The sequence below is a fragment of the Hymenobacter terricola genome, assembly GCF_017921975.2.
Classification (GTDB): domain Bacteria; phylum Bacteroidota; class Bacteroidia; order Cytophagales; family Hymenobacteraceae; genus Hymenobacter; species Hymenobacter terricola.
Window position 1 is genome coordinate 1 of sequence record NZ_JAGEMO020000061.1, and the last position, 16779, is coordinate 16779.

The 16779-nt window shown below is 62.9% G+C and carries 13 protein-coding genes; 6 read left to right on the plus strand and 7 right to left on the minus strand.

Annotated features, from left to right (window positions below):
- The 5 genes from J4G38_RS21925 to murI all read right to left on the minus strand — a co-directional run.
- On the minus strand, positions 1-293 hold a 293-nt coding region (locus tag J4G38_RS21925; protein WP_226163661.1), incomplete at its 3' end, for a cupin domain-containing protein.
- Positions 294-551: 258 nt separating this feature from the next.
- Positions 552-2339, minus strand: coding sequence for a RagB/SusD family nutrient uptake outer membrane protein (locus J4G38_RS21930; RefSeq protein ID WP_210517093.1), 1788 nt, complete (start codon positions 2337-2339; stop codon positions 552-554).
- Between the two features lie 158 nt (positions 2340-2497).
- Complete coding sequence (locus J4G38_RS21935) at positions 2498-5782, minus strand: SusC/RagA family TonB-linked outer membrane protein (RefSeq protein ID WP_210517095.1); 3285 nt, start codon at positions 5780-5782, stop codon at positions 2498-2500.
- A gap of 468 nt (positions 5783-6250) precedes the next feature.
- Entirely contained in the window at positions 6251-7531 is a 1281-nt protein-coding gene (locus J4G38_RS21940; protein WP_210517096.1) for a T9SS type A sorting domain-containing protein, read from the minus strand.
- 248 nt (positions 7532-7779) lie between these two features.
- Entirely contained in the window at positions 7780-8628 is an 849-nt protein-coding gene (gene murI / locus J4G38_RS21945) for a glutamate racemase (protein WP_210517097.1), read from the minus strand.
- Between the two features lie 98 nt (positions 8629-8726).
- Between murI and J4G38_RS21950 the strand changes: the two genes are divergently transcribed.
- The 3 genes from J4G38_RS21950 to J4G38_RS21960 all read left to right on the plus strand — a co-directional run bounded on the left by J4G38_RS21950 (position 8727) and on the right by J4G38_RS21960 (position 10346).
- Positions 8727-8912, plus strand: coding sequence for a hypothetical protein (locus J4G38_RS21950; RefSeq protein WP_210517098.1), 186 nt, complete (start codon positions 8727-8729; stop codon positions 8910-8912).
- 167 nt (positions 8913-9079) lie between these two features.
- Positions 9080-9232, plus strand: coding sequence for a hypothetical protein (locus J4G38_RS21955; protein ID WP_210517099.1), 153 nt, complete (start codon positions 9080-9082; stop codon positions 9230-9232).
- Positions 9233-9311: 79 nt separating this feature from the next.
- On the plus strand, positions 9312-10346 hold the full coding sequence (locus J4G38_RS21960; RefSeq protein ID WP_210517100.1) for a VOC family protein: 1035 nt from the start codon (positions 9312-9314) through the stop codon (positions 10344-10346).
- 168 nt (positions 10347-10514) lie between these two features.
- On the opposite strand, the gene J4G38_RS21965 is transcribed toward J4G38_RS21960, so the two are convergent.
- Positions 10515-11210, minus strand: coding sequence for an arylesterase (locus J4G38_RS21965; RefSeq protein ID WP_210517101.1), 696 nt, complete (start codon positions 11208-11210; stop codon positions 10515-10517).
- Between the two features lie 273 nt (positions 11211-11483).
- Here J4G38_RS21965 and J4G38_RS21970 point away from each other — a divergent pair, with 273 nt between their 5' ends.
- Together J4G38_RS21970 and J4G38_RS21975 are read left to right on the plus strand one after the other, a co-directional pair.
- The gene (locus J4G38_RS21970) at positions 11484-12197 is read left to right on the plus strand and encodes an ABC transporter ATP-binding protein (protein WP_210517103.1); all 714 of its coding nucleotides are present in this window, start codon (positions 11484-11486) and stop codon (positions 12195-12197) included.
- A gap of 163 nt (positions 12198-12360) precedes the next feature.
- The gene (locus tag J4G38_RS21975) at positions 12361-14865 is read left to right on the plus strand and encodes an ABC transporter permease (protein ID WP_210517681.1); all 2505 of its coding nucleotides are present in this window, start codon (positions 12361-12363) and stop codon (positions 14863-14865) included.
- An 18-nt stretch (positions 14866-14883) separates the two neighbouring features.
- On the opposite strand, the gene J4G38_RS21980 is transcribed toward J4G38_RS21975, so the two are convergent.
- Positions 14884-16059, minus strand: a complete 1176-nt coding sequence (locus J4G38_RS21980) for a PAS domain-containing sensor histidine kinase (RefSeq protein WP_210517105.1) — start codon at positions 16057-16059, stop codon at positions 14884-14886.
- Between the two features lie 276 nt (positions 16060-16335).
- Here J4G38_RS21980 and J4G38_RS21985 point away from each other — a divergent pair, with 276 nt between their 5' ends.
- Complete coding sequence (locus J4G38_RS21985; RefSeq protein ID WP_210517107.1) at positions 16336-16500, plus strand: hypothetical protein; 165 nt, start codon at positions 16336-16338, stop codon at positions 16498-16500.
- Positions 16501-16779: the final 279 nt, after the last annotated feature.

The following is a 16779-nucleotide window of genomic DNA, read 5'->3' on the forward strand; positions in this document are numbered from 1 at the left end:
ACGCCGTGCCAGGCCAGCGGCGGCACGTAGCAGCTGTCGCCCACTTGCAGGGTGCGGGTTTCCTCGCCGATGGTGTACTCAAACGCGCCGCTTTCCACGTAGCTCAGCTGGGCGTGCGGGTGCTGGTGGCGGGCCCCCACGCTGCCGGTTTCGAAGGCCACGCGGGTGAGCATCAGGTCGGGGCCGTGGGCCAGCGCTTTGCGGCGCACGCCGGGGCCGGTGGTTTCCCAGGCGGCCTGGGCATCGGTCACGAAGGCAGGGATGGCGGTTTCGGAAGTGGGCAGCGGCGTCATGTTGGCGGTCAGATAAAGGAGAAAGTCCAGCGGTTAAAAGTCCGACCTATTCCGGGCCTCGCCAAGGGGAGCAGACTTTTTAATTGCGCAATCGTTCCCGAGAATGCGCCGGATTAACCAAGTCGTATCAGCCAAAAGCAAGTCATGCTGAGCGCAGCCGAAGCATCTCTACCGCAATACTAAAATTGATTAGTTATGCAGTAGAGATGCTTCGGCTGCGCTCAGCATGACGGGCAAAGCAACTTCCCAGCCCTCCCCTCAATATCCCGCGTTCTGGGCAAAGCCGCCGCTCTTATTCGTATCCACGGTGCCTTGCGGGTACGGAAACAGCTCTTTGCCCCGGCCGGGCACGTACTCCGAAGCCACGTTGGCGATGAGCGCTGCGTTCACGGCTGTGCGCCAGGCCACGGCCGTGGTGCCGGTGGGCACAGTGGCCGGCGAAGGCCGGTAGAACGAGCGGGCCCACACCACCTGCCCGCCGGTCACGCGGTAGTACATCGTGGCGGGCACGAAGGTGTAGGGCGCCTGGGCGGTCATCAGCTTGGTGAGGTTGGCGCGGGCTTCCGTGATTTTGGTGTCGAGCAGGTTCCACCGAATCAGGTCATACTTGCGGATGCCTTCGCCCCCAAACTCCAGAAACCGCTCGTTCACGAGGGCCGTGAACATATCGGCCTTGGTGGCCGGCGTCGGAATCTGGCCCAGCGTGGTGCTGCCGCCGAAGGCGCGGGTGCGCACCTCGCGCAGCGCGGCCACGGCCGCCGGGGTAGGCCCGTTGATTTCGTTGTCCACTTCGGCAAACATCAGCAGCACGTCGGCGAAGCGGATAAGGGGCCAGTTGTAGCCCAGGTAGTTGCCGTTGCCGGTGAGGGCGGGCACGCGCCAGTCGCGCCGGAATTTGCCGTCGGTGAGGGCACTCAGCAGCACGCCTTTCTGGTTGTTGGTGGCGTCGATGCTGTAGGTGGTCAGGGTGATGTTGCGGCGCACATCGGTCGAGTCGAAGGCGTAGAAGTAGGTGGGCAGGGGCCGAATCTGGGCCTGGGTGCTGCCGTAAATGGTGGAGGAGCTCAGCAGCGGGCCGCTGTAGTAGCCAATCTTGCTATCGCCCGAAATGCTGGAGCCGCCCATCGCCACCTGAAAAATCACCTCGTTCGACGCCTCCGTCCGCAGCTCGTTGAAGCTCTTGAACAACTCAAAAAAGCTGGGGTTGAGGGTGTGCTCGGTGCGCCGGTTCATCAAATCCAGGCATTCCTGGCGGGTGATGGCGTAGTAGGTCAGGTAGTCGGCGGGGCGCGTCATCTGGAGGCCGTGCAGGGCGTAGCCCCCGCGATACAGGGCAATGCGGGCGCGCAGGGCCTTCACCGCGCCTTTGGTGATGCGCTCGCTGGCCGCGCCGGCCTGCGAGCGCCAGGGCACCAGCTTCTCGGCCGCAAGCAGGTCGGCCAGCAGGTGGTCGTAGGTGGCGAGGCGGTCGGCGTTGGGCGAGTTCAGGTCGCCGCCCGTGGCGGCCGTGGTGAAGGAGGGCACGAAAGGCGCGGGCACGTCGCCCCAGTTCCGTATCAGCTCGAAGTAATACTGCGCCCGCAAGGTCAGCACCTCGCCGTAGAGGCGGTGCAGGGCGGCGGTATCGGCCGGGGCGCCGGTGGTGTAGAGCGCCATCTTGGGGATGCTCTCGATGCAGATATTGGTGCGCTCGATGCCCTGGTACAGGTTGTTGAAGGGGTTGGTAATCTCGGGATTGGACGGCTCGGCGGTGTAGCGGGCGAGGCTGCGCGAGCGGCCATCGAAGGCGCCGGGCGCGCCCTGCATCTCGTCGGTGTCGTAGGGGTAGTACATGCTCAGGCGGGTGCCGTAGCCGGTATCGCCCGAGAGCATGTCGTAGGCCCCCACCACGGCGCTGGTGGCGCTGCCCACGCTACTGAAGGCCTGGGCATTAGTATACAGCGAGTCGGGGCTCACGTCGAGGTAGTCTTTGCAGGCCGTGAGGCCCGCGGCGGCCGCCAGCAGGATGCCGGCGGCCAGAGTGGAACGAAGTATTATGGATTTCATCGGATGGGAATTTTGAGGTTGGCTTTCTCTGCTGACTAAAAGGCGGTCATGCAGAGCGCAGCGAAGCATCTCGCATGCAGTAGTATTCAATAGTGCAGGTGCTTTGGTTAGCGGTGGCAAGCGAGATGCTTCGCTGCGCCCTGCATGACTGGCTGTTTCTATAGCGACAAATTCACGCCAAACAGCAGCACGCGGCTGCGCGGATACCCGGCGTAGTCGACGCCCGGCGTGAGCGGCGAAGCCCGGCGGGTGTTGGCCTCGGGGTCGAACCCGCTGTATTTGGTCCAGGTGTAGAGGTTGTTGCCGGTCACGTAGAAACGCAGCTGCGTGAGCTTGGCCTTCGCAATCAGGGCTTTGGGCAGCGAGTAGCCCAGCGTCACGTTGTTGAGGCGCAGGAACGAGCCGTCCTCAATGGCCCAGCTGTGCACGAACAGCGTGCGGGTGGGCTGCCAGATGGTGGCGTTCTGGTTGAGGTTGCGCGAGACTTCGAGGTCGGTGATGGCCACGCCGTTGTTGTCCACGGTGCGGTACCGGTCGTTCATCAGCGTGAGCAGGTTGCTGAACGGATTGACGGCGGTGGTGAACTCAATCTTGTTGGCGTTGTAGACCTGGTTGCCGTACACGAAGTTGAAGAACACGCTGGCATCGAAGCCCTTGTAGGTAAATTGCTGGTTGATGCCGCCCGTCACTTTGGGGTTGGCGTTGCCGATGGCCACCCGGTCGTTGGCATCGACGATGTTGGTAGCCGCGCCGGGCGTGTCCACCACGTTTTTCAGCTTGATGATGCCGGGGGCCAGCGGCTGTCCCTGCACCGCCACGTCGTTCACCACGCCGGGCTTCAGCGTCCAGGTGCGGGTGGTGGCGTTGTAGCCCGTGAAGTCATCGGCGGTGTAAAAGCCGTCGGTCTGGTAGCCGTAGAAAATGCCCACCGGGTCGCCCACACGGGCCAGGAAATCGCTGGCAATGGTGGTGCTGGCCCAGCCCGAATACACGCCGGGAATCGACGAAATCGGCCCCAGCTCCTCGATGCGGCCCCGGTTCATGGAGGCGTTGCCGCTGGCCGACCAGGTGAAGTCGGGCGTTTTGATGATGGCCCCGCTGAGCTGGAATTCCAGGCCGCGGTTGGTGGTCGAGCCCACGTTCTGGAACTGGGTCTGGTAGCCGGAGGTGGGCGTAATCGGCACGTTCACCAGCAGGTTATGGGTGGTGTTGTAGTAAGCATCGGCCGAAAACTGCACCCGGTTGTTGAACAGGCTCAGGTCGACGCCGGCATTGCGGGCGGTGGTGGTTTCCCAGTTCAGAAAGGGGTTGGGCAGGCCGGTGGTCACGGTGCCCTGGGTCACGGAGTGGTTGAGGGAATACTGGCCCGCGCCGGTGCGGAAATACTGGCTGTAGCCAAAGTCGTTGATGCGGTTGTTGCCGGCCTGGCCGTAGCTCAGGCGCAGCTTCAGGTCCGACACGGTGTTGGCCAGCGACTTCATGAAGTCCTCGTGCGAAATGCGCCAGGCCAGCGACACGGCCGGGAAGTAGCCCACCCGCCGCCCGGGGGCGAATTTGGAGGAGCCATCGGCCCGGAACGTGACCGTGGCCAGGTACTTATCGTCGTAGGAATAGTTGAGCCGGCCAAAGCCCGAGAGCAGGTGCGGCAGCGTGGGCAGGTCGCTGGTGGGCGTGGGCTGGGCAAACGACGACGAGGGCAGCACGCCCTGGTTGATGTTGGCAATGGCCTGCTCCGCCGTGATGTCGAGGGGCAGAAAGTTGGTTTGCACCGTCACCAGCCGGCTGGCCTGCTGATAAATTTCCTGGCCAATGAGGGCATCGAACGAATGCTTCCCAATCTGGTGGGCGTAGGTGAGCACGTTCGACTGGTTGATGGACAGCGCCGAGCCCAGCGCGATGGCCACCGACGGCTGCAGGTTGAAGCCCCCGCCGGGCTGCCGGATGGCGGGCGAGTTGCGGCCCGAGAAGCTTTCCAGCGTCGAGCTGCCGATATCGAAGCCCACCGTGGAGCGGAAGGCCAGGTCCTTGGTGAAGTTGAAGCTGGCGTTGCCGGCCAGGTTCAGGGTGCGCTGCTTGTCGTGCCGAATGTCGCTTTGAATGGCCAGAATGGGGTTTACCAGGCTGGAATTGGTGTAGAAGCTCTCATCAAACGCGTTGGTATCGAAGGCGCCGGGCAGGTTCACGGCCAGCGGCAGGTACTCCACCGAGTTGCGCAGGCGCGTGGTGGTGGTCGAGAGCTGCGACGACGTGCCCAGGCCGTCCACCTGCTGGTCGTTGTAGCGCACGTTCACCCCGAAGCGGAATTTGTCGGTGGCCTTGTTGTCGAAGCGGAAGTTGACCAGGTTGCGGGTGAAGCCCGAGCCCAGCTGAATGCCGTCCTCATTGTTGCGGGTCACGCTCAGGGCGTAGGTGCTGGTGGCGCTGCCGCCGGACAGCGAAATGTTGTGCGTTTGCTGGAACGCATCGCGGCCAAACACCTGGTCCTGCCAGTCCAGAAACGGCGAGTTTCGGCTCAGGTTCAGCGTGTCGCTGTTGTAATTCCTGGACTTGAAAAACGCCTTGAACGTGTTCAGGCCGCCCACCGAAGTGCCGTTGCCCGCCACCCGGTCGATGCCCACGGCGCGCTCGTACTGGTAGTTCACGAAGTCGGCCGGCTGCATCACGTCCAGCTTGCGCGAGAGCTGGCGCACGCCCGCAAAGCCGTTGTAGCTCACCACCAGCTTGCCTTCCTTGCCGCCTTTGGTGGTGATGATGACCACGCCGTTGGCCCCGCGCGCGCCGTAAATGGCGGTGGCCGCGGCGTCCTTCAGCACGTCTACCGACTGAATATCCTGGGGCGAAATCACGTTCAGGGCGTTTTCTACCTGCACGCCGTCCACCACGTACAGCGGCGAGTTGTCCTGCGTGACGGAGCCGCCCCCGCGCACCCGAATGCTCACGTTCTGGTTGCCCGGCGTGCCTTCCGACGACGTTACCTGCACGCCCGCCAGCCGGCCGCTCAGCGCCTCGGCCGCCGAATTCACCGGCACGTCCTTAATCTGTTGCGCGCTCACCGACGACACCGAACCCGTCACGTCGCGCCGCTGCACGGCCTGGTAGCCAATCACCACCACGTCGTCCAGCTGCTTGGTGTCCACGGCCAGCGTTACGTTTATCTGGCTTTGGTCGCCCACGGCCACCTCCTTGTTGGAGTAGCCCACGAAGCTGAAGCTCAGGGTTACGCCGCCGGTGGCGGGCACGTTCAGCTCGTAGCCGCCGTCCGTATTGGTCGAGGCGCCGCTGTTGGTGCCCTTCACCAGCACCGTCACGCCGGGCAGCCCCTCGCCCGAGTCGGAGGCGCGCACCGTGCCGCTCACGCGGCGCGTGGCCTGCGCCCAGGCCTGGCTGCTGCCAAAACTGCTCAGCAGTAGCAGCCAGCAGAGAAATAAGTAGCGGTTTTTCATTGGAAGCGGGAAATGGTGAGTGGGGAAAATTGCAGTCGAACGGGGACGGCCGCAGCCCTTGGGCAGCCGTTGCGGCCATTGGCAGGCGCTACCCTCGCTAGCGGGCCGCAGCCCTGGCAAGAAGTTGGCGCAAGCAGGGCCTGATTGTTCATATTTTCTCGTCCGTAGCTTATGGCGCGAGGAAAATGAATAATTATTAAAAATAAAATATATTTTATTTTACCTAAAAGTCTGTCTTATTTATGTTCCAGCCAAGGCTTGGGCCCTTTTTAGTTGTGCAATCGTTCCCGGCAACGATGCCAGCGCACCCCAGTACTTCGGCACGGGCCTTTGGCCAGAATGGCTCTCTGCCCGATTGGCTTACTGTTGAGCCTTGCGCAACAAAAAAGCCCCCGCGAATGCGGGGGCTTTTTTGTTCAGACCGGACTGGCCGCTGGCCAATGGCTGCGGCGGCTGGCGAGAGATAATTTAGTTCTTCTCGACGCGACGCACGGCGGTCACCGAGCCTTGGCGCACTTCGAGCAGATAAACACCTGCGGCCAAGCCGGCCGGGAAGCGCACCTGCTGGTTGGCAGCCAGGGCGGCCGGAGCCAGCACCAGACGGCCGGCCAGGTCGCGCAGGGCTACCGTGGCGGCACCCGCCGTGGGCAGAGCCACCGTGATGCGGTCGGTAGCCGGGTTTGGGAACAGTTCTAGGCCGGGCAGGGCCTGGCTGGCCAGCGTGGCCGTGCCCACGCTGACGGGCGCGAATGCTACGCCGCGGAAAGCCGCGTTGGTACCGGCGGTGGCAATGGCAGCAGGCAAGGCGATGGTGCTGGGGACGGCATTATAGCCGGCATTATCGGAAAGAATATACAAGCCGCCATTGCCGCTGGCCACCAGCGATACCGTGGTGCCGGTAGTCTGGCCGTTGACCCCGCGCAGGGCTGGCGACGTTGTGGCGGAACTAACGATGGTGCCGTTCAGGGTCCAGGTGCCGCTCACCAGGCTCCATTTCTGAATGCCGCCGTCGGGCGCGGCACGGTCATCGGCGATGTACACCACGTCGACGCCAGCCACGGCCGTGCTCAGGTCGGCGAAGTAAAAGGCATATGGGCTGGGGCCAGTGGCCGTGGGAAAGCCCGGCAGTTGGGTAATGGTTTGAGGGCCTGCGGTGGTCAGGCCAGTGCCTACTTGCGAAATGCCAAAATTGGCACCCGACGCCGACGCCACGTAAAGGTTGCCGCCGTAGATGCCTACCGCGCGGTTATTGGTGGGTGCGGCGGTGGCCAGGGCCGTAGTGGCTGTGGCAGCGGTGGTGCCAAACGGCACGTAGCGCACGCCAGTGTTCGAGCCCACCGCGTAAAAAGAAGTGCCGTCGACGGAGGCAGCCGAACGAATATTGGCACCGCTTGCCGAAGTGCCACTGAAGGCATCACCAATGCGGGTGCTGGTGTCAACCGTGCCGTTGGCAGCCACGCGCCCGATAATGCGGTTGTTTGTAGCGGAGGCCGTAGTGGTCAGCGCCAACGTGCCGACGGCAGCATCGTAGCCGGTGAGCACGAGGTAGGCGCCGTTTACCGAGCGGGTCAGCACGGCGTCGGAAGTGGAAGAGCCAGTGTTGGTCAGGATGCTATTAGTTCCCGTAGCCACCGTGGGCAACGCGATGGTCTGCACCAGCACCCCGGCCGGAGTGTATTCGAGCAGAAAAGTAGCTGTGGCTGCGCTGGTCAGCGCAGCCGAGCCGTCGCCGATGCGTACGACTACCAAGTTGCCCGGTGTAAATGGAGATGCCGAAACCAAGGCTGGACACAGTAGGGCCAGCGCCATCCGAAAGCTTAGCACGCGTGATGTAAAAAAGTTCTTCATAGTATCAGAAGTGGGGTAAAATGAAAAAGGAAGTATGAAAAAAAGAATCAGAAGAAACAATAGTAATGGCTCATACGGCCCCCAAAGATAATGACCCGCGCCCGGCTCGGAAAGTTACGGATTTATGAATGACTCATGAAGCCAAGCACCTACTCCCAGAGCGGGTAGTGCTCCAAATGTACTTCCTGTTCGAAAAATATCCGCGTACTTTCCTCAAACGAGCGGGTGAAATCCGATACGTAAAAATGGTGCGCGGGTGGCGTGGCCGCCGCCGGGGCCAGCAGGCCATGCGCCGTCAGGTAGGCTTCGGCATCGGCCGCTACCACGTCGGAAGCATCCAGCACATCTACTTTGCCGGCGTAGTAGCGCGCTATCTGCTCCTTGATGAGCGGGTAGTGCGTGCAGGCCAGCACCAGCGCGTCGATGTCGGCCAGGGCCGCATTGCCGAGGTACGTGCCGATGATGTCGTCGGAGATGGAATTCTTGAAAAAGCCTTCCTCAATCATGGGCACCAGCAGCGGGGTGGCCAGCGAGTGCAGGTCCACGCCGGCGTCGAGGTCGTCGACCTTCTTCTTATACACGTTGGAATTCACCGTCTGCTTGGTGCCGATGAGGCCTACCCGGCGGCCGGCGTAGGCCCGGCCCAGGTGCGCTACGATGGGGTCAATCACGCTCAGCACCTTGGCCTTGGAGCCCACGTACTCACGCACCAGCTCGTAGGCGGCGGCCGAAGCCGAGTTGCAGGCAATGACAATCAACTTGCAGTGCTGGCGCAGCAGCAAATCGCAGATTTTGACGGAATAAGCCTGGATGGCGGCGGCGCTTTTGTCGCCGTAGGGCAGGTGCGCCGTGTCGCCGAAGTACACGATTTGCTCGTGGGGCAGGCGGCGGGCCACCGCCCGGGCCACCGTGAGCCCCCCAATGCCAGAGTCGAACATACCAATGGGCCGGGTAGCCAGGGCCGCCGAAACAGCGGGTGCAGAAGCAGCAGTTGTCATGCGGCAAAGGTAGCCGGGGGCGGCGGGCCGTTCATTGGTACTTGGCAATTCAATCAACCCGCTATATTTCTGGTTGTTTTCGGCTCAATTTATTTTTCATGAGCACCGTTCGGGCCCAAATCAACCACGCCCTGGCCGGGCACAACGCCCGGCGGGGCCGCCCCGTCGCCCTTTGCCTCGGCGAGGGCAAGCTCACGCCGCCGCCCCGCGCCGACCTCAGCACCGCCGCCGGCCGCCCCCGCGCCTACCGCCACCTCGCCTCGAACTGCTGCGCGACGAAGTGAACCTCGACGGGCAGCGGCTGATTTAGCTAAAGAAGGTTCCAGCTCCTGAGCCACCGCCGCTTGCCCGACTGAACGACAGAATTTTTGTTTAACAAACTGGATTTTTGGCAAATTTAGAGGCAGCCCAGGGATAATAAACAGAAGAAAATACGTATACTCCTTCTGCTATGACAAGCAAATCCAGCGGGGCGCTGCCCGACAAACGGCGTCAATACGACGAGGCGTTTCAAGCGGCGGCCCTGCGCGCCAAAGGCCGGCGCAGCTCGATGCGGCCGGCGCGGGGCCACCGCGACGAAGCCACCCCTGGAACCTCAACCTGAAAAAAGCGCGCATGCAGCTCGCCAAGTTGGCCACGGAATTCGCCTAGCACCGAACATCCACTTCACTAAATCCCCCCGCATGAGCGCCCTTTTCAACCTGCGGCCCGGCAAACCGGCTTCGTTTGTCGCCGTCCTTTTTTTAGCCGTCCTCGCGGTGGCTCCGCTGCACCACGCGCAAGCCCAAATACCCGGTTTGGTCGGCGTCGACCACGTGGGCGTTAACGTCCCCGACCTGAACCAAGCGGTGCAATTCTTTACGGACGTGCTGGGCTTTACGCCCGTGACGCAGCTGGGCCCCGTGCCCCTGGATGCTGCCTGGAAACAGGCCTTCCACATGCACGCCGGCACTGGCCCCGTGACCAGTCGGATGGTGCGGGCCGGGAGCGGTGCCAACATCGAGCTGTTTCACTATCAGGCCAGCGAGGGCAGCCAGCAGCAGCCCGGCGGCGATGACTTGGGCGCCACCCACATTGCCTTCTATACCTCGGACCTGAAGGCGAGCGTCGCGCACCTAAAAGCCAAGGGAGTGAAATTCTTAGGGGAGCCGGTTGTGATGTCGGCCGGAGATACCGCGGGCGAAACCTGGGTGTACTTCGAGACGCCCTGGGGCTCCAGGATGGAACTGACGTCCTACCCGGCGGGTAAGGCGTATGAAAAAGCCAATCCGGCGGTGAAACTGTGGTCGCCTAAAGACGCCGCGCCTGCTACTGCTGCTACGAGTGCGACGACCAGCCCACCGCTCAGCCAAGCCGAAGCCAATGCATTGGTAACCCGGCACCTGCAAATCTGGAACCAGCTGGACGAGACCAAGCGCAACGCCCTGCTGCCGCAAACCTATGCCCGCGACTTTAAAATGGTCGACCGCCACTTTGTGGTGGATAACTTCACCAAACTGAACGGGTTTGTGGACGAGCTGCACCGCAAGAGCCCGGGGTATGTGTTCACCCCGGCCAAGCCCGTTGTCACGCACCACAATTTGGTTCGCTTTTACTGGCAGTGTGGCCCGGCTTCCAACCCGAAGGCACTCACGGGCATGGACCTGTTTATCGTGGAAAACGGCAAGGTGCAGACGCTGTACGTCTTTGTCGACGAGCCTCAAAAAGCGGGCAAGTAAGCCCCGTTGCGTAGCCCCGCCCGATGTGGCTGGTTAAGTAGTCGCGCAGCAGTAAGCGCATCGCATCAAAGCACGTCCTGCTGCACGACTACTTACCTAACAACGGTCCTGCTGAGCAGGGCTCAGCAGGACCGTTCAGCCTGATTTCCGGCTAACTCAAACAGCCTCTTAGCTCTTGGGCACCAGCAGCGGCTGGAGCACCGCCCACACCGTGCGCGCCACGATGCGGTGTCCGGCCGGCGTGGGATGAATGCCGTCGGCCTGGTTCAGCTTGCGGTCGCCGCCCACGCCTTCGAGCAGGAAGGGAATGAGCACCAAATGGTTTTTGGTGGCCATTTGCTGGTAGATGGCTTTGAAATCGGTGGCGTAGGACTGGCCCAGGTTGGGCGGAATCTGCATGCCGGCCAGCACGATTTGGGCACCGGGACTGCGCCGCCGCACCGTGTCGATGATGCCTTGCAGATTTTCACGAGTGGCGCTCAGGGGCAGGCCGCGCAGGCCATCGTTGCCGCCCAGTTCCAAGACAAACACGTCCACCGGCTGCTTCAGAATCCAGCCCACGCGGCTGCGGCCGCCGGCCGTAGTTTCGCCGCTTAAGCCAGCATTTACCACCTCGTAGCCAAGCTTCAGGGAATCAATTTTATCGCCCACCAGCGCGGGAAAGGCTTGTTCGGGCTCCACGCCGTAGCCGGCAGTGAGGCTGTTGCCGAAGAACAGGAGACGCTTTTTGGTGGTGTTTGTAGCAGGCGTGGCCGGCGTAGCGGCCGCCGCCGAGGAAGCCGGTTTTTCGGCCGTGGGACTGGAATTGCAGGCGGTGAGGGCCACGGCAACAAGGCCGACGAACGAGAGGCGAACGAAATTCATGGATGGTGTTTTAGGCACGGAAGCGTAAAGGTGGAAAACATCGGGATGGTTTTCGCGTCTCTGGTAACGAACGGGCGGCGGTGCGGTTGTGTAGCAGGTAGCGAGTGCTCTCGAAAGTCCGTCATGTTGAGCGCAGCCGAAGCGTCTCTGCCGCTTCGTCGCTACTGATGGAATTAGTATTGAGGTAGCGATGCTTCGATTCCGCTCAGCACGACTAGTTTGAATTGTCTGCCTCTACAAACTCCTATCTCCCATACCCTCCTACCCTGTTACATGAGCATTCTCCGCGTCGATAACCTCACCAAGACTTACCCCAGCGCCGGCCAGGCCCTCACGGTGCTCCACGCCGTGAGCTTCAGCCTGGCCGCCGGCGACACCTTCGCCATCGTCGGGCCCTCGGGCTCGGGCAAAACCACGCTGCTGGGCCTCTGCGCCGGCCTGGACCGCGCTACTTCGGGCAGCGTCTGGCTCAACGGCATTCAGCTCGATGACCTGAGCGAGGACCAGCGGGCGGCCGTGCGCAACCAGCACGTCGGCTTTATTTTCCAGAATTTCCAGCTCCTGCCCACCCTCACGGCCCTCGAAAACGTGCTGGTGCCGCTGGAGCTGCGCGGCCAGCGCGGCGCCACCAAAACCGCCCTCGACCTGCTCGACCGCGTGGGCCTGGCCGCCCGCGCCGGCCACTACCCGGCCCAGCTTTCGGGCGGCGAGCAGCAGCGCGTGAGCCTGGCCCGCGCCTTCGCCAACCGCCCGGCCGTCCTCTTCGCCGACGAGCCCACCGGCAACCTCGACCCCGACACCAGCGAAAAGGTGGTGAATCTATTGTTTGAATTGAACCGCGAAGCCGGTACCACGCTGGTGCTGGTGACGCACGATTTGGAGCTGGCCGGCAAAACGCAGCGCGTGCTGCGGCTGCGCGGCGGCAAGGTGCTGAGCGACGAGCTCACGCCCGCCGGGCAGCCGCAGGCGGCCGTCGCGGAAAAGTGAAACCCGTGTTTCTTAGCCGACTTTCCCTTAAAGCCTGTTTTCTGCCAGTGGGCAGCTTTTGTCCGAAACGTTAGCTGACTTTGCTGCCTCCGAATTATTCTATTTTCCGATTTCCTCCGTGACGCCTACTTCTTCGACTTCGAACACTTCCTGGCTCTTCCGCATGGCGTGGCGCGACAGCCGCCGCAGCCGGGCGCGGCTGCTGCTGTTCATGGCCAGCATTGTGCTGGGCATCGCGGCGCTGGTGGGCATCAATTCCTTCGGCGATAACCTGGCCCGCAGCATCAGCGAGCAGGCCCGGGAGCTGCTGGGGGCCGACCTCGTGCTTTCGGCCAATCAGCCCTTCGCCCCCAAGGTAGAACCGGCCCTGAGCAAGCTCGGCACGGCCCAGACGCGGGAGGTTTCCTTTGCCTCGCTGGTGCAGTTCCGGCCGGGCCGGGGCACGCGGCTGGCGCAGGTGCGCGGGCGTTCGGGCGGCTTTTTTTATGGCGATTGGGAGACGCAGCCAAAGTCGGCCACGCAGCGCTTCGCCGATACGACCGCCGCGCCGGGCGCTTTGGTCGACGACGCCATGCTGGCGCAGTTCGGGGCCAAAATCGGCGATTCGGTGCAGGTGGGGCAGGTCACGCTGCCCATCATCGGGCGGGTGCTGAAGACGCCGGGGCAGGCCGGCATCACCACGGCGGTGGCCCCCACGGTGTTTATTCCGGCGGCGCTGGTGGCCCAAACCGGCCTGGTGCAGCGCGGCAGCCGGGTGAAGTACACCCGCAGCTACCAGTTTGCGCCCGGCACCGATGTGGCGGCCGTGCTCAAGCCCCTGCAAGCCCGCCTCGACGCGGCCGACATCGACACCGACACCGTGGCCAGCCGCCAGCAAAGCACCGGCCGCGCCTTCGCCGACCTCACCCGCTACCTCAGCCTGGTGGCTTTCGTGGCGCTGCTGCTGGGCTGCGTGGGCGTGGCCAGCGCCGTGAACCTCTACGTGCGCGAAAAGCTGGCTGCCGTGGCCGTGCTGCGCTGCCTGGGTGCCAGCGGCCGGCAAGCCTTGCTCATTTATTTGATTCAAACGGCCGGCCTCGGGCTGGTGGGCGCGGTGCTGGGCGCGGCCCTGGGGGCGGCCGTGCAAAGCCTCCTGCCGCGCGTGCTGGGCGATTTTTTGCCGGTGGCCATCACCGTCAGCGTGTCGTGGCCAGCCGTGCTTACGGGCTTGGTTACGGGCCTGCTGATGGCGGTGCTTTTTGCGCTGCTGCCGCTGCTGAGCATCCGGCGCGTGTCGCCGCTGCGGGTGCTGCGGGCGGCGTTTGAGGACGACACCTCCGCGCCCGACCCGCTGCGGGGCCTCATCATCGGCGTTATTGCCTTGTTTGTGCTGGCTTTCGCCTACGGCCAGACCCGCGACTGGAAGCTCACGCTGGGCTTTGGGGCGGGGCTGCTGGCGGCGTTTGCCGCGCTGGCAGGCCTGGGCCGCCTGCTGATGGGGGCGGTGCGCCGCTTTTTCCCGGCCGGCTGGGGCTACGTGTGGCGGCAGGGCCTGGCCAATTTGTATCGGCCCCAGAACCAGACGCTCACGCTGGTGACGTCCATCGGGCTAGGCACGTTTTTGCTGGCTACGCTTTTCCTTACCCAGGCCATGCTGCTGAGCCGGGTGCAGGTGGCGGGGCAAAAGTCGTCGGCCAACCTGGTACTGTTTGACATTCAGCCCGAGCAGCGCGCCGGCGTGGAGGCCCTGCTGAAGTCGCAGCAGCTGCCAGTGCTCCAGCGCGTGCCCATCGTGACCATGCGCCTGACGGCCATCAACCGCCGTTCGGTGTCGGCCATTAAGAAGGATACGGCCCGTGGCATCCCCGCCTGGGCCCTCACCCGCGAGTACCGCGTGACGTACCGCGATTCCCTCAATTCCTCCGAAAAGCTCACTTCCGGCACGCTGCCCATCATTGGCCCCGATGGCATTCCGCGCATTTCGGTGGAGAGCGGCTACCTGAGCCGCGTCAAGCTCAAGCTCGGCGACACGCTCGATTTCAACGTGCAGGGCCTGCCGCAGCGCACCATCATCGGCGGCACGCGCGACATCGACCGCAGCCGGGTGCAGCCCAGCTTCCTGGTCATTTTCCCGGCCGGGGTGCTGGAGCAGGCCCCGCAGTTTCAGGTGGTGCTCACGCGCACGGGCAACACAGCGGCCCTGGCCCGCGTGGAGCAGGCGCTGGTGCAGCAATTCCCCAACGTGTCGGCCATCGACCTGGGCCTGATTCTGCAAACCCTGGACGAACTCATCGGCAAAATCTCCTTTGTGATTCGCTTCATGGCGGGCTTCAGCATCCTCACCGGGCTGCTGGTCCTCAGCAGCTCAGTGGTCATCAGCCGCTACCAACGGGTGCGCGAAAGCGTGCTGCTGCGCACGCTGGGCGCCAGCCGCCGCCAGATTCTGCGCATCACGCTGGTCGAATACGGCCTGCTGGGCTTGCTGGCGGCACTGGCCGGTATTGGGCTGGCCGTGCTCGCGGCGTGGGCGCTGGCCGTGTGGGTGTTCGAGGCCAGCTTCGGGCCGGCGGTGCTGCCGCTGCTGGGGCTGGCCGCGCTGGTGACGGCCCTCACGGCCGGCATTGGCCTGCTCAATAGCCGGGACGTGCTGCGGCGCTCGCCGCTGGAGGTGCTGCGGGCCGAGGGCTGAGGCGGGACCGGGCGGCCCTCAAGGCAGGTCGATGAAGAAACAGGTACCTTCCTTTTCGCGGCTTTCCAGCCAGATGTGGCCGCCGTGGAGCTCCACAATCTGCTTGGCGATGAACAGGCCCAGGCCGGTGGTGGGCTCGCCGTGGATGCCCGCGCGTGCGGTGATGTTGAATTTGTCGAAAACGTGCGCCTGCAGCTTGGCCGGGATTCCGATGCCGGTGTCCCGCACCGTGAGGCCAATGTGGCCCTCGTGTTCGCGCAAGCCCACCGCCACCTGCCCCCCGACCGGGGTGAACTTGAGGGCATTGGTGAGCAGGTTGTCCATGACCCGGCGAAACTTGTCGGGATGGAGGCGGGCATACAACACTTCCGGGGGGAGTTCCAGCGTTAGGGTAATCCCTTTTTCCTGCGCGGCAACGCGGTGCGCCCGAAGCTCGGCATCCAAAAAGGCGTTCAGGTTGATTCGATGCTTTTCCAGTCGGTTCGCGTCGAGGACCCCGAGGTAGAGCACGTCCTGAAGCAACGCCTCGGCTTCGGCGCAGGCCCGCTTGATTAAGGCGAGGTATTTCGGCGTTTCCGGCGGGGCACCGGCGGGGCACGGCGGCGCGGCGGCTTCGCGCTGCATCAGTTCGGTTATCAGTTGAATGGTGGCCAGGGGCGTGCGCAAATCGTGGGCGGCCAGGTGCAGAATTGTTTCCTGCGCGTCGTAGAGGCGCTTGAGTGAGTCTTCCAACTCCTTGCGCGGCGTGATGTCTTCCAGAATGGTGTAGCCCAGCTCGCCGCCTTCGTCGGGAAACAAAATGGAGGTTACCTGGCAATAGAACGAGGAGCCATCGGCCCGCCGGAGGCAGGTTTCGAAGCGAAAATTCGGCATCTTATGCTTCCACAGGCGCACTTCCAGCTCGTGCCAGTCGGCGCGGTAGTGCGGGTGGGCGAACTCGAGGATGCGCCGGCCCACGAGTTCATCGGGGCGGCTCAGGCCGAGCATAGCCACCACCGCCGGGTTGGCCTGGCGGATGGTTAGGTCAGGGGCAATAATTTTCTGGCCGAGGAGCGAGCACTCAAACACGGTTTGAAAGCAGTCCCAGCTCGGGTTAGGGGGGGTGGGCGCTGCTGGTTTCTTGGCCCGGGCGCGCTTTTTGGGTTCGGACGAACCTGCCGCATCGGACGGCTGGGCACCGGGGGGCTGAGACATAGCAACATAGTCGAAAGTTTGAGACGGTACATTAAGGTACGAAATATCGGCTGCCTGGCCAAGCAACTTAACTCGCTGTTTTTGGCTCGGTTGGCCCCGATTCCGGGAGCAGCGCAACCGCCGCTGGCAGGGTGCTGCGGGCCGCAGAATGAAGCAGCTTATACGGCTCGGGACATCCTTTACTTGGCTGCTTACTGCCACAAGTTGCGATTTGAGCGCTTTGTGGCGTGTTCGTTTGCCCCATAGCTTTGGGGCCTTTAACAACTACTGCTTTCCATGTTCTACCGATTAGGCGGCCTGCTGGCTCTCCTGGCACTGCTGGCTGGCCCGGCCCGCGCCCAGTTCATCACCGCCCCCGCCCGCGCCACGTTGTGCATTTCTATATCGTGGCTGAAAATGACCAAGTCATTTTTACGTCCTATGATAGAATGGTCGGTTTGATAATCGACCCAAGCTTCCCTGAATGTGAAAGGCTGGAAAATAAATATGCGTCCATACTCATGTCTTGAGCCTAGATGTCAATCTGGCGCTTCCACCTTTTCCTAAAAACCCCGCCTGCCCCGGCCGTACCTTTGCGGCCTATGAATCTGTTATCCGCCGAGTATTTATTATAGCCGAAAATAGTGCCCTCAAACCGCATTAAATGGACTTTTCAAAATAAGATTGATACATATTAGGTACAAATTGATACACGGTTTATCTTGCGTAAGCGATTGAAAA